This is a genomic window from Rhodococcus sp. IEGM 1306 (assembly GCF_036541985.1).
In the GTDB taxonomy this organism is placed as follows: domain Bacteria; phylum Actinomycetota; class Actinomycetes; order Mycobacteriales; family Mycobacteriaceae; genus Rhodococcus_F; species Rhodococcus_F qingshengii.
Window position 1 is genome coordinate 222,422 of the sequence record NZ_JAZHFF010000004.1, and the last position, 23,875, is coordinate 246,296.

The following is a 23,875-nucleotide window of genomic DNA, read 5'->3' on the forward strand; positions in this document are numbered from 1 at the left end:
CAACTGAACGGTGTCTGCCACTCGACGTGTGGCAGGCACCGTTCGTCTTTCTCGTAGCGGCCGGTTGTCGGCACGAGCGTGAGCGTGACCACGATCAGTGGCAAGGTGGGCGGCGGCCCACACTAGGCTGTTGGGCATGCCAGAAGCGCCCGCTGCCGTGTCGAGTGTCTACGTCGCCTCTCCTGAAGGTGACACCGGAAAATCCACCATCGCGCTGGGCGTGCTGCAGATGCTGTGCGCGACCGTCGCCCGGGTCGGTGTCTTCCGCCCGATCGCCCGCTCGACCGAGGAAACCGACTACATCCTCGAACTGCTGCTGGAGCACACCACCGCCGATCTCTCCTACGCCGACGCACTCGGCGTCACCTACGAGCAGGTTCACGCCGACCCCGAAGCCGCACTGGCCGACATCGTCGCGAAGTACCACACCGTGGCCGAGCAGTGCGACGCCGTCGTGATCATCGGAAGTGACTACACCGACGTCGCAAGCCCCAGCGAACTGAGCTTCAACGCCCGCATCGCCGTGAACCTCGGAGCGCCGGTCCTGTTGGCGGTTCGAGGCGCTCGGCGCAGCGTCGAGGAGGTCGCTCAGCTCGCGCACCTGTGCGCCGCCGAGTTGGCCGCCAACCACGCCCATCTGCTCGCCGTCGTCGCCAACCGTTGTGATCCCGACAAGCTCGACGAGGTCACCGCAGCCCTGTCCGACATCGGTGTTCCGACGTGGAGCCTGCCGGAGATTCCGTTGCTCGTCTCGCCAACGATGGCGGAGTTGATGGAGGCCACCGGCGGCGAGTTGTATTCGGGTGACCCGGAACTGCTGCACCGCGAGGCACTGAAGGTGATGGTGGGCGGCATGACCGCCGAGCACATCCTCGAGCGTCTGGTCGAAGGCATGGTCGTGATCGCACCGGGCGATCGCTCGGACGTGCTGCTCGCGTTGCTCAATGCGCATGAGGCAGAGGGATTTCCGTCGCTGGCGGGCATCATCATGAACGGCGGGATCACGCCGCACCCGGCCATCGCGGCGTTGATGGCCGGTCTGAAACAGCGTCTACCGATCCTGACGACAACCCTCGGCACTTTCGACACCGCAAGCGCCGCAGCCCAAACCCGCGGACGCGTGGCAGTTGGTTCGCAGCGAAAGGTCGACACCGCGCTGAGTTTGATGGAACAGCGCGTCGACGCCGACGTCCTGATGGACCGACTGGCACTGCCGATCCCGTCCGTCGTGACCCCACAGATGTTCGAGTACAAGCTGATCGACCGCGCTCGACGCGATCGCAAGCACATCGTCCTCCCGGAGGGTGACGACGACCGGATCCTGCGCGCGGCCGGCCGACTGCTGCAGCGCCAGGTTGCCGACCTGACGATCCTCGGCGACGAACCCAGTGTGCGTCGACGCGCAGCGGAACTCGGCGTCGACATCAGCGGCGCACAGGTACTCGCACCCGCGCAGTCCGAGTACACCGAGCGCTTCGCGCAGGAATACACCGCGCTGCGAGCTCACAAGGGCATGACCATCGAGCGGGCCCGTGAGGTGATCGCCGACATCTCGTACTTCGGAACGATGATGGTGCACTTGGGTATTGCCGACGGCATGGTCTCCGGTGCCGCCCACACCACCGCTCACACGATCCGGCCCTCGTTCGAGATCATCAAGACAGCCCCCGGCGTCTCGACGGTTTCGAGCATCTTCCTGATGTGCCTGGCCGACCGCGTGCTCTCCTACGGTGACTGCGCCGTGGTCCCGGACCCGACGTCGGAGCAGTTGGCGGACATAGCCATCTCGTCGGCTCAGACAGCGTCGCAGTTCGGGATCGATCCGCGCATCGCGATGCTCTCGTACTCCACCGGCGATTCGGGCAGTGGAGCCGACGTCGACAAGGTTCGCACCGCAACCGCTTTGGTGCGCGAGCGCCGACCGGACCTGTTGGTGGAAGGACCCATCCAGTACGACGCCGCCGTCGAGCAGAGTGTCGCCGACAAGAAGATGCCGGATTCTCTGGTGGCGGGCAAGGCCACGGTGTTCGTGTTCCCGGATCTGAACACCGGCAACAACACCTACAAGGCAGTGCAGCGCAGTGCCGGCGCTATCGCCGTCGGCCCGGTTCTGCAGGGACTGAACAAGCCGGTCAACGACCTCTCGCGTGGAGCGTTGGTCCAGGACATCGTCAACACCGTGGCTATCACGGCAATTCAGGCACAGGGAGCGCAAGCGTGAGCGACGGCACCGTACTGGTCATCAATTCCGGCTCGTCATCCATCAAATTTCAACTCGTGCATCCGGATACAGCGGAATCGGTGGCGCACGGCCTCATCGAGCGCATCGGTGAACCAGACGGCCACATCGTCTACAACCACCGCACCGGAGTCGAAGACCGAAGCCTCGCCATCGCCGATCACCGAGCGGGCCTGAAGATGGTGCTCGACATCGTCGCCGAGGTCGGACGGCCGCTGAGCGAGGCAGGAATCATCGCAGTCGGTCACCGAGTCGTGCACGGCGGCGACATCTTCTATTCGCCGACGCTCATCGACGACGGCGTCGTGAAAGCCATCGCGGATCTGTCGAACCTTGCGCCGCTGCACAATCCGGCCAACGTGATCGGTATCGAGGTGGCGCGCGAAGAACTGCCGGACGTTCCGCACGTAGCCGTGTTCGACACGGCGTTCTTCCATACGTTGCCTGCCGCAGCGTCCACGTACGCGATAGATCGGGATGTGGCCAAGGCCAACCAGATTCGCCGGTACGGCTTCCACGGGACCTCACACGAGTACGTGTCGGGACGAGTCGCGGACTTCCTCGGCAAAGATCCGGCCGAGCTGAATCAGATAGTCCTGCACCTCGGAAACGGCGCTTCGGCCTCGGCGATCAAGGGCGGCAAGGCCATCGACACCACGATGGGCCTCACCCCGCTCGAGGGCCTTGTCATGGGTACCCGCAGCGGCGACATCGACCCAGGCATCATCTTGCACCTCAACCGCAACTCGGGAATGAAGGTCGACGAGATCGACGACCTCCTCAATCGTCGTTCCGGTTTGAAGGGGCTTTCGGGAGTCAATGATTTTCGTGCTCTGCTCGCACTGATCGAGGGCGGCGACGACGACGCACAACTTGCGTACGACGTTTACGTCCACATGCTGCGTAAGTACATCGGCGCCTTCATCGTTCAACTCGGCGGCGTCGACGTCATCACCTTCACCGGTGGCGTCGGGGAGAACAACATCGACGTACGACGCGACAGTCTGGCCGGCCTCTCCCGTCTGGGCATCGAGGTCGACCCGGCTCTCAACGAGGCGAAGAGCCGCGACGAGCGTCGTATCTCCGCATCCACGTCGGCCGTCGAGGTGCTGGTGGTCCCCACCAACGAGGAGTTGGCGATCGCCCGCGCGGCGAAGGCTTTGGTGGCCGCGCTGTAAACCTCGGGGCGTCCGTCAGAAATTGCTGCGCGGACGCACCGCATTCGCCCGGTCCACGAGGGCGTAGCGGTGTGTGCGGGAGGTCGTGGCGCGAGCGAGGGCGCGAAGGCAGGCTTCGGCTCCGGTGCGTAGACCTTGCTCGGTGAAGGGCAGGTCGAGGATGGGTTCGAGTTCGGTGTGCGAGCGGTTGCCGTAGCGAATCCAATCGAGTGCCGTACCCAACACCAGGGTTCGCATCTGCAGACTTCGGCTCTCTTCAGCCGGTAGCGCCCGCACGCGACGGGCGGCTTCCCGCAGAGTCGATTCGTCGAGTTCGGCGATCGGAACGCCGGACAGCATCGTCAGAGCGCTCGACATCCGTGCGACGTTGTAGTGCCGGGACGACGTGGGGACTTCGTCGAGGGCTGCGATGGCTGCCTTCTTGTTGCCGTGATCGGCGAGTTGTCGGGCGAGCCCGAATGCTGCGCTCACGTAGTTCCGTTCGGTCCGCCAGACGGTGCGGTAGTACTTCTCGGAGAAGCGGCACCACTGGTCCGGGTCGTCGCTCTCCCAATGCTGGAGGATCAGTTCTGCTGTTGCCGCCAACGCGAGTTTGGGTGCGGCCTCGCCCGGGAGCGCGTTCAGGACCGATTCGAAATGACTGAAGGCGGGCTCGAATCGGTCCAGTTGCAACGCTGCAAGCCCTCGATACCACTCGATCTTCCAGTGATCTCCGATGGTTCGGTGGAGTTCGTCCAGAACAGTCAGCGAGGTCTCCGGATCGCCGAGATCGAGATGCGCCTTGGCCTCGGCCAGTCGAACTTCGCCGGAGATGGCAGCCGCCGGTGTGCCGGACGTTCGGTCGATGCCGTTCTCACGGGCATGCTTGAGCGCATCGAGAGTCTGAGACGGTTCGCTGTGCACCGCAGCCGCAAGCAACGGCGCACTCGGATCTGTGGGGTCGACCAACGGAATGGGAAGTGCGTGCGCAACTTCGCGCGGATCGAGAGCAGCGTCGTGGCTGACACCGTCGACGTAAACGTCGGTTTGCCCGACCAATTCATCGGTGCCGAAAGACGTTCGCTGCCTGCTGAACACGAGTGACAGTCCGGGATTCTCCTGCCCGGTCTGCTCCGCGAGAATCTCTCGCAGAACGCCGGTGAGTTGGCCCGCGATCTCCTCGGCAGACTGGAATCGCTTCTTCGGATCCGGGTCGGTGGCGCGCAGCAGCAGGCGATGGAAGAACTCGTGGTCGCGCAGCAGAGGCTCGTCCTCGGGTTCGGGGAGACCGTCGAGGTACCGTCCGTGCTTCGACGGCATGTCGAGGGTGAGAACCGCAAGTGTTCTTCCGACGGTGAAGATGTCGGAGGCGATGGTCGGGCCGGTCTCGATGATCTCCGGTGCTTGATAGCCCGCAGTGCCGTACAGGTATCCGTAGTCTTCGATTCCGGACACGGCGCCGAGGTCGATCAGCTTCAGCTGGTCTTCGGTGACCATCACGTTCTCGGGTTTGAGGTCGTTGTACGCCAGGCCGGTGGAATGCAGATAGCTCAGCGCCGGAAGGATTTCCAGTACGTAGCCGATTGCCTGCTCGATCGGCATGTGCTTGCCGTCCGGGAATTCGGCCAGCACCTCGCGCAATGATCGCCCGCCCACGTACTCCATGACGATGTACCCCATGGGTGTGCCGTCCGGGCGCGGATGCTCGACGAAATTGAAAATCTTGACGATGCTGGGGTTGGCGACCTCGGCGAGGAACTGACGCTCGGCCACCGCGACGGCTTGGGCTTCGGAATCACCGAAATGCAAGAGCCCCTTGAGAACTACCCACCTGTCGCTGACATTGCGATCGATCGCGAGGTAAATCCATCCCAGGCCGCCGTGCGCGATGGGCCCTTGAACCTCGTACTGACCCGAGACCAATTCCCCCTCTTCGAGGAGCGGGCGGAAGTCGAAAGTCGAACCACACTTGGGGCAGGTTCCGTGCTGAGTTGCCTTGGTGCTTGCGCTCTTACGGCCGACCGGTTCGTTGCACTTCCAACAGAATCGTTTGCGCTCGGGGACGGTCGGGTCACTCATCACCGCCGACGCCGGGTCGATCTGCGGGACGGGGGGAACCTCCACCAGGCCGCCGCCGAGGCGCAGCTTTCGTCCCGACCGGCTGCGCCGGGATCGGGTGGAGCGGCCGGTAGGGGAGGAGGATGCGGACGGCGTGGTTCCTCGTAGCTGGGCCGAGGTCGGTTCGAGGCGCTCGTAGGCGCCGGTGGCTTCGGGTTCGGGGCGTACGGATGCCTGCGTGGAGTCAGGCTCGCGGTGAACTGCCTGCGTGGAGTCAGGCTCGCGGTGAACTGCCTGCGTGGAGTCAGGCCCGCGGTGAACCGCCTGGGTGGCGTCGGGTTCGGGACGCTTGGACGCCTGCGTGGCGTCGGACTCGGGGCCGGTCTCTTCGGTCATGTCTGCCTCAATCCCGGTAGACGGCCGGCGGGGGACCGGGCGACGGACCGAGGACGCTGAGCCAGCGGTCGTAGATACGGTTCCAGGTCCCGTCAGTGCGGATCCGGTCCAGTGTTCCGTTGACGAATCGGACCAGGTCGGAGTTGTCCTTGTTCACTCCGATTCCGTACGGTTCGACGCCCAGTGATCCGCCGACCATCATCAGGTACGGATCCTGCGAGGCGAGGCCCGCGAGAATCGTGTCGTCGGTGCTGATCGCGTCCACCTGACCCTGTTGCAGGACGACGAGGCAGTCGGACCACATCGGGACTGTGACGACGGTGGCTTCGGGTTGGAGCTGCTGAATTCGAGTGGCCGACGTCGTTCCCCGGGCGGCACAGACTCGCTTACCCGCCAGGTCGTCGATGCCGCGCACCGGTGAACCCTGCAAGACCTGAATTCGTTGCTCGGCGGAGAAGTACTGCGTCGAGAAGTCGACCTTCTCGCGCCGCTCACAGGTGATGGTCATGGTTTTGACGACAACGTCGACCATGGATTCCTGGAGCGCCGCGATCCGGTCGTCGGACGTCAGGATCCGGTACTCGATCTTCTCGGGGTCGCCGAGCAGATCGCGGGCGATCTCGCGGGCGATGTCCACGTCGAAACCTTCGAGGCGCCCGGTTGCCGGATCGCGAAAGCTCATGAGGTTGGAACCGGTGTCCAGGCCCACGATCAGGCGCCCGCGGGCGCGGATGGCGTCGAGGCTCGGCGTGGGTGGCTGCGGAGATGCGTCCGCGGGGGTGGGCCGCAGGCTCGCGGTGAGATTGGTGCACGAAGCGGTAGTCGTCGGCGTCGGGCTGGGCGCGATGGTTGCCTCGGCGGGCAGGGGCGGTTCCGTGTACGACGTGGCGGCCGCGTTGTTCAGGTCTTCTACTCGGTCCGCACCGCAACCGGCGAGTGCCAGCATCGCCGCCGCCAGAACCGCGACGCATGCAGCCGGGATCTTCCTCCGCATTGCCGGTACTCCCGTCACTGGTACTCCCGCAGTCGGGGCCAGAATCCGATGAAGATTCCGGCAACTCCGAGTACTGCCAATACGGTCATGCCCGGTGCAGAGGCTGCCAACACACGTGAGGCGTACGAGACGTCGGAACGCAGATTTGTCCGCGAATCCACGATTCCCTGCCAGAGTTCGTGATCGAGCCTTCCGTACTCCGCGACCGAATCCTGTTCTCCGGCGCCGATGGTGATGGCCGCGGCGGAATTGAAGTCACCGTTTCCGAGGCTGTTGTACATGCGCGTGTGCGCAGCCACCCACTGCTGGCGCGAGTCGAGGGCGGCGGTCAACACGTCGCTGTTCACTCGCGCGCGATCATCGTTTTGCAGGCGCTCGAGGGTGTCGCGCAGAGCGTCGACCTTGCGCGTGAACGTGACGTTGTCCTCGGCGGTCGAATCCCGTCTCGCCAATGTGAGAGTCTCGACTGTGCGTGCTTGCTGCGCCATGATTCGCGCCTCGGTCAGTTCGTGCAGTGGCTCGGCGCCCGCGTCGAGAGCGCGCCCGGTGGCAAGGGCTGACACCAGTCCGACCGTGAGCAGCCACAGCAGAGCTGCCGCAACGGCAATCGAGGCAAGGATCAACCCGAGGTTGAAGCGTCGACGACTCTTGCGGGAGAAGTACACCTGGGTAGCCACCAGTGCGCACAGGACGAGGACGAAGGCCACGATCGGCCACCACGGTGGAGTCTCGAAATCGCGCTGTACCTGGGAGACCAAAGTCTCTTGCGAGGCGTGGAGTTGCTGAGCCATCGGCAGCAGCGACGTTTGCATCAACTGCGAGGCTTCGCTCAAATATGCTGCCCCGACCGGGTTTCCGACGCGATTGTTGGCCCGTGCGGTTTCGACCAGCCCGGTGTAGACGGACAGGTCGGTCGAGATGGTGGTCAACGCGCTGTGGCCGGCAAGATCCGTCGAGTCGAGGCCAGCCGATGCCTGCACGATCTCCGCCGACGCCTCGCCGATCGACTGCGTGTATCGGTCGCGTACGTCGGCGGGTTCGAGGCCACCGGAGATGAAGGCCGTGGCCGCGGCGGCGTCGGCCAATGACAGCGCGCTGTAGAGATTCTGGGCCGAGTTGGCGAGAGGCTCGGTTTCGACGAGGAGGAGGTCGAGATTTGCCTGACGGTTCTCGATCGCTGCAGTGGCGAGAAGTCCGGCGATCAAGGTGATCGCGATCAGGATCAGTCCGACGACGGTCAGCCGGCCAGGTGTGGACGACATGAATGCCTGCAGTTCGCGCCGCAGAAGTGCGCGCTCGTCTTCCGCCGATACCGACGTGGCCTCGGAGGGCGGCAGCGACCGGGGTTCGATGGACGGGACGACACGGTCGACCATCGAGCACCTCACTTCGCTGCTGTAGGCGGGCTACCGAGAAATGATGCCGCCGAGAAATGATTCAGGGCATCTTCGCGAGCATATAAGCATCACCTACACCTGGAGCAGATTGAAACGGTTAGTGTGGGACAACGGCGAGAGCAGGCGGAGCGAGGTAGTCGATGCGTGGTGACGGTGACGGTTGGTCAATCGGATCGGACGGTACTCGGCATTGGGGTAAACACGGAGCCGCTGGACTGCTTCTGCGTGCCCCCGATTCGGACGGATCACCCATGGTCTTGCTGCAGCATCGTGCGGCGTGGAGCCATCAGGGTGGAACGTGGGCACTGCCCGGCGGAGCGCGGGACTCACACGAGAGCACGACGCACGCTGCTGTCCGGGAGGCACACGAAGAGGCAGGTATCGCCGAGGACGCCGTCCGCGTTCGCGGGGAAGTAGTGACGATGCGCGCCGAGAGCGGGTGGACGTACACCACCGTCGTGGCTGATGCTGCGCATCCACTGTCGACGGTTGCCAACGGTGAGAGCACTGAGTTGCGGTGGGTGCGTGAAGCCGACGTCGACTCACTGCCGCTGCATCCGGGATTCGGTTCCTCGTGGCCTGAGCTCCGGACCGAGCCGGTTGTGTCGGTGGACGGCGACCCGCACACCGTCGTGCTCGAGGACGGCGGATTCGGATGGTTGTCGGGTAATTCTCCTGAAGGCAGTGATCAGAACCTGTCCGAGGCGAGCAATACCCAGTTGTAGCGACGTAGTCTCAACAGGTCATATACACAGCAGAAGGGCCGGACTCCTGAGGAGTCAGGCCCTTCCGTGTTTCGGTCTCCCGACCGAAACGAGGCTCAGCTGAGCGAGTTCAGCGCCGTGATGAAGCTGACCGCGGTGATACCGAGCTTGAGCAGCTCGCTGATCTTGCCGAGGTTCAGGTCTTCGAGCGATTCGGTGCTGAGCGAGCCGGTGTCGAGGGATCCCATTTAGTGCTCCTAGGTTCAGTTAGTAACTGGAGGTAAACTACAACAAACCGAATGGGATGTGACACGCAATCGGAGCAACTGTGATCAAGATCACGCATTCCGACTTTTCGGACATCAAATCGCACCTAGGAACTGGGGGTTTGTTGTCTGATCGGACAACTTCCGTTCATGTTTCGAGTCAGGCGTGCTGACCCGTAACTGTGCGGAATCGCCCGGCAAACAGTTGACGGTCGCCAGTTACCGGTTTTCAGCGTCCGGCGACGGCTGCGGCGAGGCGTTGCGCGGCCGCCTGGGGATCTGACGCGTGGGTGATTGCACGCACGACGACGATGCGTGTGGCACCGGCGTCGAGCAGCTCTGGCAGGCGCTCCTCGTCGATACCGCCGATCGCGAACCAGGGGCGCGGCGGCGCGGCGTCGGCGGTCGATCGAACCAGTTCCAAACCGGACGCACTTCGATTCGGTTTGGTCGGTGTCGCCCACACCGGTCCGGTGCAGAAGTAGTCGACGCCCTCTTCGATGGCGGCCAGACTGGCCTGCGCGCGACTGCTCGTCGAACGGCCGATGACGACGTCTTCACCGACAACGGTTCGCGCGTAGGGGACCGGAATGTCGTTCTGGCCGAGGTGGAGGATGTCGGCACCGGAAGCCATCGCGAGATCCGCGCGATCGTTGACGGCCAACAATGCGCCGTGGCGTCGCGCTGCTGCCGCGAGAATGCCCAGCGCTACCAGTTCGTCCTTGGCCTCGAGCGGGCCGAACTCGCGCTCACCGGCGGATCCCTTGTCACGCAATTGGATGATGTCGACTCCGCCGGACAAAGCGGCCTCGGCGAACTGCGCGAGGTCGCCTTTCTCGCGGCGCGCGTCGGTGCACAGGTACAGCCGTGCTGCTGCCAGGCGCTCGCGCCGGTCGATGTCGTTACTGGGATGTGTGGGGTGCACGGAGCAAACGGTAGCCTCTAGGGAGCAAGGTTCGACACGGGAGTCCTGAAACGTCGTAGTCACTTTTTTGTCGTGACTGTGAGGTTCGTGGGGCTGAGAGGGGATCGCGACCAGATCCCGACCGTCAGACCTGACCCGGATCATGCCGGCGCAGGAAGTGGAGGTGGAGTTTCGTGAGTACACACGCTCGTACGGTGTCAGTGGTCGGCGGCGGTGTCATCGGTCTCGCCATAGCGTGGCGCGCAGCCCGCGACGGGTGGTCCGTTCGGTTGTACGACCCGTCCATTGGATCAGGGGCTTCGTGGGTGGCGGGCGGAATGCTTGCACCGCTTTCCGAAGGCTGGCCGGGTGAAGAAACAGCGTTGACGGTTGGTGCAGCGTCCCTGGAACGGTGGCCGGCGTTCGGTGAGGAGCTCGGAAAATTCGGGCAATCGGTCTTCACCGCGGACAGTTCGCTGACGGTGGCACTCGATGCTGCCGACGCGCAGGACCTGCAGACCATCGCCGAGTGGGTGAGCTCGCAGGGGCACGAACTCGAAGTTCTCGGTCGCGCGCGCATCCGTGAACTCGAACCGATGCTGGGCCGGGGCATCCGGTCGGGGTTGATGGCCGTCGGTGAATCCGCCGTCGACAACAGACTTCTGCTGGAGGCGCTGCAGAAGGCCTGCGCGGAAACCGGCGTCGAATTGATCGCGCGCGCCGTCAACGACCTCGCGGAACTGGATACCGATCAGGTAGTGCTCACCGCCGGTATCGCGTCACCCAAGCTGTGGCCCGGGCTACCGGTACGCCCGGTCAAAGGCGAGATTCTTCGCCTGCGGAGTAGGCCTGGAGTCACCCCGGCACCCAGTCGAACGATCCGTGGCAGCGTCCACGGCCGGCCGGCCTATCTCGTCCCGCGAGGCGACGGAATCGTCGTCGGCGCAACACAATACGAGTCCGGTGAGGACACACAGGTCACGATGGCCGGAGTACGGGACTTGATCAACGACGCCGAGGCGCTGATGCCGGCGATCGGCGAATACGAACTGTACGAATGCGCGGCAGGCCTGCGTCCCATGACGCCGGACAACCTGCCGTTGATCGGGCGCGTGTCCGATCGTGTCGTCGTCTCCACCGGGCACGGGCGCAACGGGGTCCTGCTGACGCCCGTCACCGCCGATGCGACGCTCGCGTTGTTGAACGGCACATCTTTGGTCGAGGTAAAAGGAACCGAACCCGAGCGGTTCGCAGTAGCTAAGGAAAATTCATGAGTGAGCAGGTCCCGATCGGGATCACCGTCAACGGCGAAGATCTCGAGTTCGATCGAGCAGTCACGGTGACCGAACTTCTGACGCACCTCGAGTTGCCGAGCAAGGGCATCGCCGTCGCCGTCGACGGTGCGCTCTTTCCTCGCGGGCGCTGGGACGAATCCGTCGGACGTGGTTGGGAAATCGAGATCCTCACGGCGGTGCAGGGTGGCTGAGCAGGACCTTCTCACTATCGCGGGCCGCAGTTTCGGTTCCCGGCTCATCACCGGAACCGGCGGCGCCGCCAACCTCGCGGTGCTCGAGGAAGCGCTTGTCGCCTCCGGCACCGAACTGACCACCGTCGCGATGCGGCGAGTCGACGCGGCCGGCGGCACGGGTGTTCTGGACCTGCTTCGTCGCCTCGGAATCGAACCGTTGCCGAACACCGCCGGGTGTCGGGGCGCCGCCGAAGCAGTGCTGACGGCGCAGTTGGCACGCGAAGCGCTCGAGACGAACTGGGTCAAACTGGAAGTCATCGCCGACGAGCGGACACTGCTGCCCGACGCAATCGAACTTGTTTCCGCCGCAGAACAATTGGTGGACGACGGATTCACCGTTCTGCCGTACACGACGGACGATCCGGTGCTGGCGCTTCGCCTCGAAGAGGTCGGCTGCGCAGCAGTCATGCCGCTCGGTTCGCCTATCGGCACCGGGTTGGGCATCGCGAATCCGCACAACATCGAGATGATCGTCGAGCGCGCCGGCGTGCCCGTCATCCTCGACGCCGGGATCGGAACGGCCAGCGACGCCACCCTTGCCATGGAGTTGGGCTGCGACGCCGTCCTGCTTGCGACAGCGGTGACGCGGGCCAAGAACCCCGCGTTGATGGCGTCGGCGATGCGTCACGCTGTTCTGGCAGGTTTCGAGGCGCGGCACGCCGGCCGGATCCCCAAGCGATTCTGGGCTCAAGCGTCGTCCTGAGGGACGAGATCCGGGTGATTTCTCGGGGTTCTGCCCGAATTGCCCGGATTCATGTCCTACCTGAGTACCACTCGGAACTAGACCTGTGGCCGATGTGCTGGTCATTGCCGGTAGGGCAGAGTTCTCCTCATGATTGAACTGAGGGGATTGACCAAGGTTTACGGACCGACGAAAGCGGTGGACGATTTGTCGTTCACGGTCAAGCCGGGCATCGTGACGGGCTTTCTGGGCCCGAACGGTGCGGGTAAGTCGACGACGATGCGGATGATTCTGGGGTTGGATCAGCCGACGTCGGGTGCGGCGTTGATCGACGGCAAGCCGTATCGGGAGCTGAAGACACCGCTGCGGACTGTCGGTGCATTGTTGGATGCGAAGTGGGTGCACCCGAATCGCAGTGCGCGGGCGCATCTGCAGTGGATGGCTGCTTCGAACGGCATTCCGAAGTCCCGGGTGGACGAGGTGCTCGGGTTGGTCGGGTTGTCCGAGGTGGCGGGCAAGAAGGCCGGCGGGTTCTCGTTGGGTATGTCGCAGCGTCTCGGGTTGGCGGGTGCGTTGTTGGGGGATCCGAAGGTGTTGTTGTTCGACGAGCCGGTCAACGGTCTCGATCCGGAGGGCATCGTCTGGATTCGTAAGTTCATGCAGCGGTTGGCGGCCGAGGGCCGCACGGTGTTGGTGTCGAGTCACCTTCTGTCGGAGATGGCGTTGACGGCGGAGCAGTTGGTGGTGATCGGTCGGGGTCGGTTGATCTCGGATTCGACGGTGGCGGAGTTCGTGGATCGTTCGTCGGAGTCGACGGTGCGGGTGCGTAGCCCACAGCTCGATGCGTTGCGCAGTGTGCTGCTCTCGCAGGGGTTGACGGTGCGTGAGGACGGTTCCGGTGTTGCGCCGGCGTTGGTGGTCGTGGATTCGACGACCGATGTGATCGGTGGTCTGGCTGGTTCACAGGGAATCGTGTTGTACGAGTTAGCTTCCCAGCAGGGATCGCTCGAGGACGCGTTCATGAAGTTGACCGGAGACGATGTCCAGTACCACGCATCCGGTGTCGATCCGGGTGCCGGAGCCCACCACGCAAACACACAGCAGGCTATGGGAGGTGCACTGTAATGGCTGTTCTCAGTGCTGAACGTATCAAGATCACCACGACCAAGTCCCCGCTGTGGTGCTCGGTCATCATCGTTGTGCTCGCTCTCGGCTTCGCGGCCATCATGGGCGCCGTTGCCAAGTCGGCTCTGACATCCTCGGACGTCCAGGGAGCACCTGACCTCGACACCGCCGTCGCCACGGCCGGGATCTCGGGTTTCGGGATCATGGTTCTCATGATCATGGCGGCCCTCGCGGTCACCAGCGAGTACCGCTTCGGGACAATCCGAACCACATTCCAGGCAGTTCCCAACCGTGCCTCGGTTCTGATCGCCAAAGCCGGCCTCATCGGTGCCTTCGGCGCGGTGCTGACCTTTGCCCTCGCCTTCGGTGCGTACGCCATGGCCAAAGCCATCGCCGGTACCGAGGCGAGTGCCGGATTGACCTTGTCGAGCGGCAGTGACTGGCGCGCGATCTACGGCATCCCGATCTACGCCTTCCTGTGCGTGATCCTCGCTGTCGGTGTCGGATCGATCATCCGTCAGTCGGCCGGCGCAATTGCACTGCTTCTGCTCTGGCCGCTGCTCATCGAGAGCCTGTTCGGGCTGTTCGGCAGCTTCGGCGAGAAGATCACCCCGTTCTTGCCGTTCGCGAATGCAAACCACTTCCTCAGTGCGAGCAGCGGTGGAGTCGACTTCCACTGGGGTCCCTGGGGCAGCCTGATCTACTTCGCGGTCTTCGTTCTGGTGATTTTCGGAGCAAGTATTGTCATCGTGAATCGTCGCGACGCCTGATCTTGTCGCTCCCTCGGTAGGTGTTGTCGGGAGACCTACCGAGAACGAGGAGTGACAGCAGAGTAGGGACCCAGTACGAAAAACCATTCGTACTGGGTCCCTTTCCTGTGCTTCGGCCGATATCCTCCGAAGATGAGACTCTTCGGTGTGGTTGTGGTCGCAATGGCTGGAGCACTCGTGGTGGGTGGGTGCTCGTCGGGAAGTCAAGCAGCCGTCCCGACAGACCCGGTGGCATTCTCCGAGACCGTCACGGTCGACGCCGTGACCGGGCATCTGGAGCAACTCGAGAAGATCGCCGGTAACAACGACGGCAATCGATCGGCCGGAACCCCCGGCTACGACGCCAGTGTCGACTACGTGGCAAACCTGCTCGAAGACAAGGGTTTCGACGTCACTACCCCGGAATTCGATTTCAGCTCCTTCGATCCCGGCACCGAATCCCTGAAAGCTGCTGACGGCTCCGATGTTCCGGTGCGGGCGTTGACGTATTCCACGTCCACGGGACCGACCGGTATCACGGCACGCCTTGTGGCGATTCCCGCCGACGAGACACCAGGGTGCGAGGCCACCGACTACGACGGACGCGACGTGAACGGTGCCATCGTGCTGGTCACCCGCGGAGTGTGCCCGTTCGGCGACAAGCAGAAGATCGCCGCGGACCGCGGCGCGGCAGCGTTGTTGGTTGCCAACAACGAGGACACAATGCTGGGCGGGGCTACCTTGGGTGAACCCGAAGACGCCCGAATCCCGACCGGCGGCGTGAGCAAGGCGTCGGGCGAGGCTCTTGCCGCAGCGCCCGGAGATCTCACGCTGATTCTCGACACGTCGACGGAAACGACGAAGTCGCGCAACGTGATTGCGCAGACCAAGACCGGCGCGACCGACAACGTGGTTGTCGTGGGCGCCCACCTCGACAGCGTGCCGGAAGGCCCCGGAATCAACGACAACGGAAGCGGCACCGCAGCCGTGCTGGAAACCGCGCTGCAGATGGGAAGCTCACCGAGCATCGAGAATGCCGTGCGCTTCGCGTTCTGGGGAGCGGAAGAAGTGGGGTTGGTCGGCTCCACCCGCTATGTGGAAGGTCTGAGCGATCAGGAACGGGCCGACATCGCCTTGTACCTGAACTTCGACATGCTCGGCTCGCCCAATGCCGGATACCTGGCCTACGACGGCGACAACTCGGATGCCGTAGGGGAGGGGCCGGGTCCCGAGGGTTCGGCGGGCATCGAGCGCACCTTCGTCGACTTTCTCGCCAGTCGGGGGATTGCGGCGGACGGAACGGACTTCGACGGACGCTCCGACTACGGCCCCTTCATCGAGATCGGAATCCCTGCGGGCGGTGTGTTCAGCGGCGCGGACGAGCGCAAGACACCGGCTCAGGCCGAGAAGTGGGGCGGCGAAGCGGAGGAGACCTTCGACCCGAATTACCACAGTGCCCAGGACAACCTCGCGAACATCGATCGCGACGCGCTCGCTGCCAACGCTTCTGCAGTAGCCTTCGGAGTTGCGACGTATGCCCAGGATTTGAGTGGGCCGAACGGGGTTCCCGTCGGAGATGCCCGAACACAGGCGAGAACCGAATGATCGACTGACCGAATGATCGACTGGCGAGCGACCAGGAGGCCACTGTGCGAGAACCGCGGCAGCACACTGTCTGTAACTCTGAGTTACGCTTGAGTTATGGCTGATCTGTCCCCGGAGGACACCGACACGGCAGGTGCTTCTTCCTCCTCCGTTCGAGGCGTCGTCGACGTCGTCTTGAACTCTGCGGCAGAACTGAACCGTCGGCAGCAGCTCATCGACGCGCTACGACGGTTGAGGCGGGCACTACCCGGTGATCCGGGATTCGGAGATCCGCTCTCGCTCGCCGGCCCCGGCGGTGCCCGCGCCGTGGCCCGCGTCGCTGACAGGTTGCTCGATCAGAAACCGGCAGCCACTCGCGAAGTGAGTCTCGGAGCACTGCAGGTATGGCAGGCAGCGCTGGAAAAGATGGGCCGCGGCCGCGGTGATCAAGAACTGACCATCGTCTTCACCGATCTGGTGGGCTTCTCCACCTGGTCGCTCGAAGCCGGTGACGGTGCCACGCTGACGCTCCTGCGTGCGGTGGCGCAGGCCGTGGAAACCCCGATCACCGACAACGGCGGACACGTCGTCAAACGGATGGGTGACGGTCTGATGGCCGTGTTCATTCGCCCGGACGCGGCCTTGAAGGCGGTGTTCACCGCGCAGGACGCGCTCGCGGAAGTCGACCTCGACGGATACACCCCACGCATGCGCGTCGGCCTCCACACCGGTACCCCGCGCCAGATCGGCGACGACTGGCTCGGCGTCGACGTGACCATCGCCGCCCGGATGATGGGCCTGGGCGGCGACGGCAACATCATGATGTCGGCGACAACGCTCGAAGAACTCGAGGCCGGCACCCTCGAGGATCTCGATCTCACGATCCGTCCGTGGCGGCGAGGGTTCTTCGCGACCACACCCAACGGGGTCCCCGTCGATCTGGGTATCTGGCGCGTACGCCGGAACTAGCGCACTAAACCTGAAGCCGCCAGAGCGGGGACACCGGACCATGGCCCGCGCCGAGGTCGTACGACGCCTCGAGGCATTTGGTCACCCACTCCTTGCCGAACGCCACCGCGTCCGGAACGGAATAGCCATGTGCGAGAGCGCAAGTGATCGCAGCGGCCAGCGTGTCTCCGCCGCCGTGATCGTTGCCGGTGTCGATCCGGGCACTGCTGAATTCGAGGAAACGGTCGCCGTCGAACAGCAGGTCGGTCGACAGCTCCGAGGTACGAAGGTGACCGCCCTTGACGATGGACCATTGAGCGCCGAGCGCATGCAGCGCTTCTGCTGCTTGGCGAGCGCTCTTGTCGTCGACGACCTCGATGCCGGTGATCAACCGGACCTCGTCGAGGTTCGGAGTGACCACCGTGGCAGCCGGAATCAAGGTGTTGCGGACCGCGTCGAGAGCTTCTTCGTGCAGCAGTGGATCACCGTGCATCGACGCGCATACCGGGTCGACCACGAGCGGGATCGGTCGGTCGCGGCCGATTCCCACCTCGGCGGCGACTGCGGCTACCGCTTCGATGATCGTCGTCGACGCCAGCATTCCTGTCTTCGCCGCACCGACGCCGATGTCCGAGACCACGACGCGCACCTGGTCGGCGACGATCTCTGGGGGAATCTCGTGGAATCCGCTGACTCCCACCGAATTCTGGACCGTCACAGCGGCGACGGCCACGCAGGCGTGAACTCCACACATCGCCATCGTGCGGGAATCGGCTTGAATACCGGCTCCACCGCCGGAATCGGTTCCGGCGATGGTCAATGCCCGAATCGGGGTCTGTCCGGCGGGGGTCAGGGGCAGCAGCTTCACGACGACGAGCCTACCGATCGGACCTGGGGAAACAGCATCTCGGCCCCGCCCCTCGCGCAAACGACCTCGCGAACTGCGATTGCGATCCGGTCGCTTCCGGTGCAAAAATTGGTCGAATCCGGGACAGCGTCGTCGGTAGCTGATTCTATGAGTGGCATGGATCACAGTTATGGAGAGCGTGCGAGCGCAGCTGTCGCCGATCGCGCAGGTGCACATCGTGCCGTGGAGGTCGCCGCAATGAACGACACCGAACACTCGAAGGCCGGAACCTCACCGGAAGTCACGCTCGTGGACAACCCGTCGCACGAACGATTCGAACTGCTCTCCGGCGACGAGCTGGTCGGCATCCTCGGATACCGCGACGAGGACGAGATCCTGGGCAGCGGAGCCGAAGCCGGCGACGTGGTCGCCTACATGCACACCGTCGTCAAGGAAGAGTACGGCGGGCAGGGACTGGCAGCCGTACTCGTACAGTTCGCGATGGACTGTGCCCGTGAACGTGAATGGTCGGTACGGCCCGTGTGCACCTACGTTCAGCGGTACCTCGGCGAGCATCCCGAGTACCTGGAATTGCTCGTCGAGGACTAGCCGCCGGCAACTACGAACAGACGATCAGGCTCCGAGATTCACGATCACCGGAGCGTGATCGCTGGCGCCCTTGCCTTTTCGCTCGTTTCGATCGATCTCGGCTGCTTCGACGCGGGCTGCGAATGCCGGTGAGCCGAGGATGAAGTCGATTCGCATGCCCTGCTTTTTCGGGAAGCGAAGCTGCGTGTAGTCCCAGTACGTGTACACGCCAGGGCCGGGGGTGTACGGGCGAACGACGTCCGCGAACCCGGACTCGGTGAACGCCGTGAACGCTGCTCGCTCCGGCTCGGACGTGTGGGTCTTGCCTTCGAAGAACGCGGGATCCCAGACGTCGTCGTCCGTGGGAGCGACGTTCCAGTCGCCGACCAGGGCGATCTGCGCATCGGGATCCAGCTTGAGCCAGCCCTCCGCGTCGTCGCGCAGCTTGGCCAGCCAATCCAACTTGTAAGCGTAATGCGGGTCTTCCAGCTCGCGGCCGTTAGGGACGTACAGGCTCCACACCCGCACACCGCCGCAGGTGGCACCGATCGCACGTGCCTCGCGGACCGGGTCGGCCTCGGGATCCTTGTCGAACCCGGGCTGATCCTCGAAGCCGATCTGCACGTCGTCCAGGCCGACGCGCGAAGCGATGGCGACACCGTTCCACTGGCTCAAACCGACGTGGGCGACCTCGTAGCCGATTTCCTTGAAGCGCTCGTACGGAAACTGCTCGTCCTTGCACTTGGTTTCCTGCATTGCCAGGACGTCGACGTCGGATCGACCGAGCCAGTCGATGATCCGGTCGGTACGGGCACGGACGGAGTTGACGTTCCAAGTAGCGATGCGCACGAGGGCAAGCCTAGCGTCAGCCGCCGACAGGATCGGTGGCGTATCGGTAGCGGTGGTGTTCGACGAATCCGAGCCGCTCGTAGAGCGCGATCGCCGCGGAGTTCTCCGCCGAAACCTGGAGGTAGGCGTGCGTCGCACCGTTCCCGCGACCCCAGGAGAGCAGATCTCCGCAGATCAGCGACCCGATTCCGTGGCGTCGGTGTTCGGGGGCGACGTGAATGCCGGTGAGTCCGACCCAGCGCCTGTGGTCGGGCGCCTCGGTGAGTGCAGCGCGCCCGATGGCAAGCGTCGTATCGGTGTTTCCGATCGCGCCGAAAGTTGCACTGCCCACGACAGCAGTGAGGACCGCCTCGACGTGCGCCGGGTCGCCGTGGGCGTCGTACGTCGACAGCCAGTTGTGGTCGGGACGGTCGGCGAACGAGGTGACCGGAGGGCCGAGGGGCAGCGTGACATTGCCCAGATCGGCGGCCATCACGATGGTTTCCTTCTCACTGGTCCACCCGTCCGGAGAAGTGCCGAGGCGATCGGGGAGGAGCAGCAGGGTCGGCAGGCCGCGGTCACCGAACCACTGGCGTATCCGTTCGACAGTGCTCGCGTCGAAGCCGGCAACCGTCCCCGCACCACCGAGCGGCAAAGCCGAATTGGCGCGGCCGGTGAAACCGTGACCGGCGCGTAGCAACCAACCGTCGATCCACGCCTGTTCGACCCCCGGCCATGCCGCCGCGGCCGCCGTTTCGAGGTTTCGAATCTCACCGATGCGAATCGGACGGGCCGAGAGAGTCTTGAGTGCGATCACCTGATCGGCGGAGACCTGGACCAGCCGACCGTCGCCGGCGCGGACGGCGATGGGATCGGCACCTTCGAGGATGCCGATGACGTCGGTCATGGGATGCGAATAGCCGGGTGGGAGCTTGTATCGCAAAACCACCCGGCTACCGATCGAAATGTTGCCGTTCAGAGCAGAATTCTCAGTCTTCGTAATCGTCGTCGTCGTGACCGAACGGATCGTCGACGGTGCCCGGCGTCCAGGTCAGACCGGGCTTGCCCCAACCGGAACGCTTGATGATCTTCTTGGCGGCGCGTGCATTACGGCCGATCAGCACGTCCGTGTACAGGAACCCGTCGAGATGGCCCGTCTCGTGCTGGAGCATCCGCGCGAAGAATCCGGTGCCCTCGACCTCGATCGGGTTGCCGTCGGCGTCGGTGCCGGTGACCTTCGCCCAATCGGCGCGGCCCGTCGGGAACTGCTCGCCGGGAACGGAAAGGCAACCCTCGAAGTCTTCGTCCGGGTCAGGCATCGTCTGCGGGATTTCGGAGGTCTCGAGTACCGGGTTCACCACGACGCCGCGTCGACGCTCGCTGGTGCGGTCGTCACCGGGGCAGTCGTAGACGAAGACTCGGAGGGGAACACCGACCTGATTTGCCGCCAGACCGACGCCGTTGGCAGCGTCCATCGTCTCGTACATGTCTGCGATCAGTTCGGCGATCTCGGCCGGGGACTGAGTGACCGGCTCTGTCGCCTTGTGCAGTACCGGGTCGCCGACGATTCGGATGGGGAGGATAGCCATGCGGACAAGGATAGTGCGGCGCGCCCGCGTAGTTATCACGGCCCGCACACTCGATCATGGTTCAATGGTTGCTGAAGAACAGCGATGTAATTCGTTGCTCGGTCGGAACGTGGGCCGCGGGGGAAATTGTGAGTTACCTTCGGGGTCAGGGGACCGGGTAGCTCACGGCCGCGAGAATATCGGTCGGAAAAGAACACCGGGCATACGAGTCTCGCTGACGCCGAGCACAGCAGTCGAGGAGTGACATGGACGGCGCAACCGCGCGTAGTCGGAACCAGTCCGAAGGCACTGGCGCCGACGATTCGGTAGTAGATACAGCTGGCATGCACGAGGTCGGCGAAGACGGCCTCACCCGCCGCGAACACGACATCCTCTCCTTCGAGCGCCAGTGGTGGAAGTACGCCGGCGCGAAGGAAGAAGCCATCAAGGAGTTGTTCGACATGTCGGCAACCCGCTACTACCAGGTTCTCAATGCGTTGGTCGATCGCCCCGAATCCTTGGCGGCTGATCCCATGCTGGTCAAGCGCCTGCGTCGTCTGCGTGCCAGCCGTCAGAAGGCCAGGGCCGCCCGTCGCCTCGGCTTCGAGGTCACCTGAATCACGCGTACAGATGAGCCGGCTGTCCACGCACTGGCGATAAGGTCGACATCGTGAGTACCCCGAAAGAGCAGCCGTCCGGACCTCCGCTTCGCGCAATCGCCATGGTGTTGATCGCTCTGGCGATCGTGTTCATCGGTCTCGGAGCAGCCTCTCTGGGTGGATCGAGCGACGGTGGATCGGGCGACGAGAACACCGCAGCAGAGCAGACCGAATCCTCGGCGCCTGCCACGACGAGCGCCCCCGCTCCGGCCCCTGCCACCTCCAAGCCGGCAGCGACGACCCAACCCGCTTCGGGCGAGACCACCACCACGGCGTCACGGCCCTCGGGAACTGCGACGACCACGAGTTCCAGCTCTGCGAGCGGCACCGACACGTCGAATGTCAGCGTTCGAGTACTCAACAACAGCACCGTCTCCGGGCTGGCAGCAGGCACCGCCGAGGAATTGACGGCAGCAGGTTGGAACGTCGAGGAGACGGGTAACTACAGCGAGGGCACCGTCAGTACGACGACGGTGTATTACGGATCGTCCGCGGCGGAGAAGGCAGCGGCACAGAAGATCGCAGCTGAACTCGGAGTCACCGCAGAGCCACGATTCGCCGGCATTGCGAACGCGTCACCTGGCGTGATCGTGATCGTGACCTCCAACTGACCGGTCGTGAAGGTGGAACTGACCCGTCGGTTCCAGCTACTACACGCGCCGTTATGATCAGAAGCACTTTCTCGCCACCTCAAAGGAGCGGTTCGATGGCCCCCAGCAGCACCCGGCGTATGTCCTGGCGCGTCGTTGCCCCTGTAGTCGCGATTGCCGCTTTCGGCTTGACCGCTTGCAGTAACAGCGAAGAGCCCAGCAGCGTCCCCGGCACGACTCCTCCGGTGTGGACCGGTGCAGCCGATCCCAGCGCGCACGAAAGCGCGGGCGGCCACGGCTCGGAGACGGCTCACGCCGGCGCTTCTGCCGAGACGGTCACCGCGACGCTGAACGGCACCGACGGCGCCAAGGTCGGAACGGTCACGTTCGCCCAGGAAGGCAGCGACGTCAAGGTCACCCTCGACGCCAAGGGCCTGACCCCCGGATTCCACGGATTCCACGTCCACCAGGTCGCCAAGTGCGAGACCAATTCCGTAGCTCCCAGCGGCGGAGAGCCGGGTAACTTCCTCTCGGCAGGCGGACACTTCCAGGCTGAGGGCCACACGGGCCATCCGGCCAGCGGCGACCTCACTTCGGTTCAGGTCCTCGAAGACGGCACCGCCACGCTGGTCACCACGACCGATGCATTCACCGTCGACGAACTGGTCGCCAACGGTGGAACATCCGTCATGATCCATGCCGGTGCAGACAACTTCGGCAACATCCCGACGCGTTACGCGCCGGCACCCGATCAGCAGACCCTCGACACCGGTGACGCCGGCGGACGCGTCGCTTGCGGTGTCATCACCAAGAGCTGACAAACTCACCTGAGTTTTGCATCACTTCCGGCGACTACCGCGCAGTAGCCAGCACGGTGTTTTCACCGACACTGTGATTGGATTCTCTGCGTGGTAGTTCCATTTCCAGGTTCGCCGCGCCCGACGCTGGGCGTGGAGTGGGAGATCGCGCTGGTCGATCGCAAGACCAGAGATCTCTCCAACACAGCAGCCGAGGTGTTTTCGGCGGTCGAAGAGCTTGCCGGCTCCGAAACCCCGCACATCACCAAGGAACTACTGCGAAATACCGTCGAACTCGTCACGGGTATTCACTCGACGGTCGGCGAGGCGATGAGTGATCTCGACAGATCACTGGATCTGCTTCGCCGCGCTGCGAATCCGCTCGGCGTCGACCTCATCAGCGCGGGCACGCATCCGTTCGCGCAATGGTCGACGCAGTTGGTGACCCGGACGCCCGACTACGACGAACTCATCGAACGCACGCAGTGGTGGGGTCGGCAGATGCTGATCTGGGGCGTGCACGTTCACGTGGGTGTCTCGTCCGCGGACCGCGTTTTCCCCATCATCAATGCACTGCTGCAGCGCTATCCGCACCTTCTGGCGCTGTCGGCGTCCTCGCCGATGTGGGCCGGAGTGGACACGGGCTATGCGTCCAATCGCGCGTTGATGTTCCAGCAGTTGCCCACCGCAGGTCTTCCGTACCAGTTCGAGAACTGGGCCGAGTACGAGTCGTTCATCGACGACCAGATGAAGACCGGTGTGATCACCAAGATCGGTGGCATGCACTGGGACATCCGCCCCGCACCGAAGTGGGGAACCATCGAGGTCCGGGTGTTCGACGGCGTCTCGACGCGCGCAGAACTGGGTGCACTGGTTGCGCTGGTCCACTGCCTCATCGTCGATCTGGATCGCCGATTGAGTGCCGGTGAGACTCTGCCGAACATGCAGCCGTGGCACGTCAAGGAAAACAAGTGGCGCGCAGCAAGATACGGACTGGACGCCGAGATCATCCTCGACTCCGACGCGAACGAGTGCCTCGTCACTGACGATCTGGATCGCCTGCTCGACGATTTGGCACCGATCGCGGTGTCGCTCGGCTGCGTGGACGAGTTGGCATCGGTGGCGGACATTCCCCGTCGTGGTGCGTCCTACCAGCGTCAACGCCGCGTTGCGGAAGCGACCGGTGGCGATCTTGTCGCGGTCGTCGACGCCTTGGTCGCTGAGCTGGGCACCTAGCAGGCTCACCGCGGGAAGGGCAGTTTCGCGG

At 64.1% G+C, this 23,875-nt stretch carries 23 protein-coding genes, 1 pseudogene and 1 riboswitch; of the genes and pseudogenes, 15 read left to right on the forward strand and 9 right to left on the reverse strand.

Translation table 11 applies throughout. The features are described 5' to 3' along the window. Nucleotides 1-136: 136 nt before the first annotated feature. Entirely contained in the window at nt 137-2,221 is a 2,085-nt protein-coding gene (pta, locus tag V3587_RS13540) for a phosphate acetyltransferase (RefSeq protein WP_042452123.1), read from the forward strand. Further along, a complete protein-coding gene (locus V3587_RS13545; RefSeq protein WP_283376801.1) occupies nt 2,218-3,417 on the forward strand; it encodes an acetate kinase in 1,200 nt (399 codons plus the stop codon). The genes pta and V3587_RS13545 overlap by 4 nt, the downstream gene beginning before the upstream one ends. Nucleotides 3,418-3,432: 15 nt before the next feature. Here V3587_RS13545 and V3587_RS13550 read toward each other — a convergent pair whose 3' ends face one another. From V3587_RS13550 to V3587_RS13560, 3 genes are read right to left on the reverse strand one after another with little or no spacing between them, the layout of a single operon-like run. After that, on the reverse strand, nt 3,433-5,850 hold the full coding sequence (locus V3587_RS13550) for a serine/threonine-protein kinase (protein ID WP_283376800.1): 2,418 nt from the start codon (nt 5,848-5,850) through the stop codon (nt 3,433-3,435). 7 nt (nt 5,851-5,857) lie between these two features. Then, nucleotides 5,858-6,844 (reverse strand): glutamate ABC transporter substrate-binding protein, encoded by a 987-nt coding sequence (locus V3587_RS13555; RefSeq protein WP_283383811.1) that lies wholly within the window; start codon nt 6,842-6,844, stop codon nt 5,858-5,860. 14 nt (nt 6,845-6,858) lie between these two features. Further along, complete coding sequence (locus V3587_RS13560) at nt 6,859-8,220, reverse strand: hypothetical protein (RefSeq protein ID WP_283376799.1); 1,362 nt, start codon at nt 8,218-8,220, stop codon at nt 6,859-6,861. 161 nt (nt 8,221-8,381) lie between these two features. Here V3587_RS13560 and V3587_RS13565 point away from each other — a divergent pair. Further along, nucleotides 8,382-8,834 (forward strand): annotated as a pseudogene (locus tag V3587_RS13565) (NUDIX hydrolase); the annotation flags it as partial. A gap of 227 nt (nt 8,835-9,061) precedes the next feature. Here V3587_RS13565 and V3587_RS13570 read toward each other — a convergent pair. Continuing rightward, the gene (locus V3587_RS13570) at nt 9,062-9,193 is read right to left on the reverse strand and encodes a hypothetical protein (protein WP_003944354.1); all 132 of its coding nucleotides are present in this window, start codon (nt 9,191-9,193) and stop codon (nt 9,062-9,064) included. A 247-nt stretch (nt 9,194-9,440) separates the two neighbouring features. After that, nucleotides 9,441-10,136, reverse strand: a complete 696-nt coding sequence (gene thiE / locus V3587_RS13575; protein WP_095973704.1) for a thiamine phosphate synthase — start codon at nt 10,134-10,136, stop codon at nt 9,441-9,443. Nucleotides 10,137-10,162: 26 nt separating this feature from the next. Then, a riboswitch (TPP riboswitch) is annotated at nt 10,163-10,310 on the forward strand. Between thiE and thiO the strand changes: the two genes are divergently transcribed. From thiO to V3587_RS13610, 7 genes are all read left to right on the forward strand, one after another. Beyond that, on the forward strand, nt 10,310-11,389 hold the full coding sequence (gene thiO, locus V3587_RS13580; protein ID WP_095973703.1) for a glycine oxidase ThiO: 1,080 nt from the start codon (nt 10,310-10,312) through the stop codon (nt 11,387-11,389). (Overlaps the previous riboswitch by 1 nt.) After that, nucleotides 11,386-11,601: a sulfur carrier protein ThiS gene (thiS, locus tag V3587_RS13585; RefSeq protein ID WP_003944402.1), complete on the forward strand. Its 216-nt coding sequence runs from the start codon at nt 11,386-11,388 to the stop codon at nt 11,599-11,601. Before thiO ends, thiS begins: the two co-directional genes overlap by 4 nt. Further along, entirely contained in the window at nt 11,594-12,346 is a 753-nt protein-coding gene (locus V3587_RS13590) for a thiazole synthase (protein ID WP_166810632.1), read from the forward strand. The genes thiS and V3587_RS13590 overlap by 8 nt, the downstream gene beginning before the upstream one ends. Before the next feature lie 129 nt (nt 12,347-12,475). Beyond that, a complete protein-coding gene (locus tag V3587_RS13595) occupies nt 12,476-13,450 on the forward strand; it encodes an ABC transporter ATP-binding protein (RefSeq protein ID WP_166810633.1) in 975 nt (324 codons plus the stop codon). Next, on the forward strand, nt 13,450-14,220 hold the full coding sequence (locus V3587_RS13600; RefSeq protein ID WP_283376798.1) for an ABC transporter permease: 771 nt from the start codon (nt 13,450-13,452) through the stop codon (nt 14,218-14,220). Before V3587_RS13595 ends, V3587_RS13600 begins: the two co-directional genes overlap by 1 nt. A 132-nt stretch (nt 14,221-14,352) precedes the next feature. Beyond that, nucleotides 14,353-15,804: a M20/M25/M40 family metallo-hydrolase gene (locus V3587_RS13605; RefSeq protein ID WP_283376797.1), complete on the forward strand. Its 1,452-nt coding sequence runs from the start codon at nt 14,353-14,355 to the stop codon at nt 15,802-15,804. Nucleotides 15,805-15,900: 96 nt separating this feature from the next. Beyond that, on the forward strand, nt 15,901-16,752 hold the full coding sequence (locus V3587_RS13610) for an adenylate/guanylate cyclase domain-containing protein (protein ID WP_124567864.1): 852 nt from the start codon (nt 15,901-15,903) through the stop codon (nt 16,750-16,752). A 4-nt stretch (nt 16,753-16,756) separates the two neighbouring features. On the opposite strand, the gene thiD is transcribed toward V3587_RS13610, so the two are convergent. Further along, nucleotides 16,757-17,599, reverse strand: a complete 843-nt coding sequence (gene thiD / locus V3587_RS13615) for a bifunctional hydroxymethylpyrimidine kinase/phosphomethylpyrimidine kinase (protein WP_003945044.1) — start codon at nt 17,597-17,599, stop codon at nt 16,757-16,759. Nucleotides 17,600-17,755: 156 nt separating this feature from the next. On the opposite strand from thiD, the gene V3587_RS13620 reads away from it, so the two are divergent. Then, the gene (locus tag V3587_RS13620) at nt 17,756-18,187 is read left to right on the forward strand and encodes a GNAT family N-acetyltransferase (protein WP_234036814.1); all 432 of its coding nucleotides are present in this window, start codon (nt 17,756-17,758) and stop codon (nt 18,185-18,187) included. Nucleotides 18,188-18,211: 24 nt separating this feature from the next. Here V3587_RS13620 and V3587_RS13625 read toward each other — a convergent pair whose 3' ends face one another. Genes V3587_RS13625 through V3587_RS13635 form a run of 3 tightly spaced genes read right to left on the reverse strand, consistent with a single transcriptional unit; the run spans nt 18,212 to nt 20,583 of the window. Then, entirely contained in the window at nt 18,212-19,015 is an 804-nt protein-coding gene (locus V3587_RS13625; protein ID WP_283376796.1) for an exodeoxyribonuclease III, read from the reverse strand. A gap of 16 nt (nt 19,016-19,031) precedes the next feature. Further along, entirely contained in the window at nt 19,032-19,973 is a 942-nt protein-coding gene (locus tag V3587_RS13630) for an N-acetylglutamate synthase, CG3035 family (protein WP_442973148.1), read from the reverse strand. A 10-nt stretch (nt 19,974-19,983) separates the two neighbouring features. Continuing rightward, nucleotides 19,984-20,583 carry a peptide deformylase gene (locus V3587_RS13635; RefSeq protein ID WP_050655096.1) on the reverse strand — a complete coding sequence of 200 codons (600 nt, stop codon included), beginning with the start codon at nt 20,581-20,583 and terminating at the stop codon, nt 19,984-19,986. A gap of 245 nt (nt 20,584-20,828) precedes the next feature. On the opposite strand from V3587_RS13635, the gene V3587_RS13640 reads away from it, so the two are divergent. The 4 genes from V3587_RS13640 (at nt 20,829) to V3587_RS13655 (ending at nt 23,844) form a co-directional block, all read left to right on the forward strand. Then, the gene (locus V3587_RS13640; RefSeq protein WP_007730120.1) at nt 20,829-21,179 is read left to right on the forward strand and encodes a DUF3263 domain-containing protein; all 351 of its coding nucleotides are present in this window, start codon (nt 20,829-20,831) and stop codon (nt 21,177-21,179) included. A gap of 53 nt (nt 21,180-21,232) precedes the next feature. Beyond that, nucleotides 21,233-21,832, forward strand: coding sequence for a LytR C-terminal domain-containing protein (locus V3587_RS13645; RefSeq protein ID WP_283376794.1), 600 nt, complete (start codon nt 21,233-21,235; stop codon nt 21,830-21,832). A 95-nt stretch (nt 21,833-21,927) separates the two neighbouring features. Continuing rightward, nucleotides 21,928-22,629 (forward strand): superoxide dismutase[Cu-Zn], encoded by a 702-nt coding sequence (gene sodC, locus V3587_RS13650; protein WP_007730117.1) that lies wholly within the window; start codon nt 21,928-21,930, stop codon nt 22,627-22,629. A gap of 90 nt (nt 22,630-22,719) precedes the next feature. Then, nucleotides 22,720-23,844: a glutamate--cysteine ligase gene (locus V3587_RS13655; RefSeq protein ID WP_095970459.1), complete on the forward strand. Its 1,125-nt coding sequence runs from the start codon at nt 22,720-22,722 to the stop codon at nt 23,842-23,844. The last annotated feature ends 31 nt before the right edge of the window (nt 23,845-23,875 follow it).

What these genes read in the sequence shown, in the direction of transcription:
- pta (WP_042452123.1), top strand. Translation starts at nt 137, where the DNA reads ATGCCAGAAGCGCCCGCTGCCGTGTCGAGTGTCTACGTCGCCTCTCCT.
- V3587_RS13550 (WP_283376800.1), bottom strand. Translation starts at nt 5,850, where the DNA reads ATGACCGAAGAGACCGGCCCCGAGTCCGACGCCACGCAGGCGTCCAAG.
- V3587_RS13555 (WP_283383811.1), bottom strand. Translation starts at nt 6,844, where the DNA reads ATGCGGAGGAAGATCCCGGCTGCATGCGTCGCGGTTCTGGCGGCGGCG.
- V3587_RS13560 (WP_283376799.1), bottom strand. Translation starts at nt 8,220, where the DNA reads ATGGTCGACCGTGTCGTCCCGTCCATCGAACCCCGGTCGCTGCCGCCC.
- V3587_RS13570 (WP_003944354.1), bottom strand. Translation starts at nt 9,193, where the DNA reads ATGGGATCCCTCGACACCGGCTCGCTCAGCACCGAATCGCTCGAAGAC.
- thiS (WP_003944402.1), top strand. Translation starts at nt 11,386, where the DNA reads ATGAGTGAGCAGGTCCCGATCGGGATCACCGTCAACGGCGAAGATCTC.
- V3587_RS13595 (WP_166810633.1), top strand. Translation starts at nt 12,476, where the DNA reads ATGATTGAACTGAGGGGATTGACCAAGGTTTACGGACCGACGAAAGCG.
- V3587_RS13600 (WP_283376798.1), top strand. Translation starts at nt 13,450, where the DNA reads ATGGCTGTTCTCAGTGCTGAACGTATCAAGATCACCACGACCAAGTCC.
- V3587_RS13605 (WP_283376797.1), top strand. Translation starts at nt 14,353, where the DNA reads ATGAGACTCTTCGGTGTGGTTGTGGTCGCAATGGCTGGAGCACTCGTG.
- V3587_RS13610 (WP_124567864.1), top strand. Translation starts at nt 15,901, where the DNA reads ATGGCTGATCTGTCCCCGGAGGACACCGACACGGCAGGTGCTTCTTCC.
- V3587_RS13620 (WP_234036814.1), top strand. Translation starts at nt 17,756, where the DNA reads ATGGATCACAGTTATGGAGAGCGTGCGAGCGCAGCTGTCGCCGATCGC.
- V3587_RS13635 (WP_050655096.1), bottom strand. Translation starts at nt 20,583, where the DNA reads ATGGCTATCCTCCCCATCCGAATCGTCGGCGACCCGGTACTGCACAAG.
- V3587_RS13640 (WP_007730120.1), top strand. Translation starts at nt 20,829, where the DNA reads ATGGACGGCGCAACCGCGCGTAGTCGGAACCAGTCCGAAGGCACTGGC.
- sodC (WP_007730117.1), top strand. Translation starts at nt 21,928, where the DNA reads ATGGCCCCCAGCAGCACCCGGCGTATGTCCTGGCGCGTCGTTGCCCCT.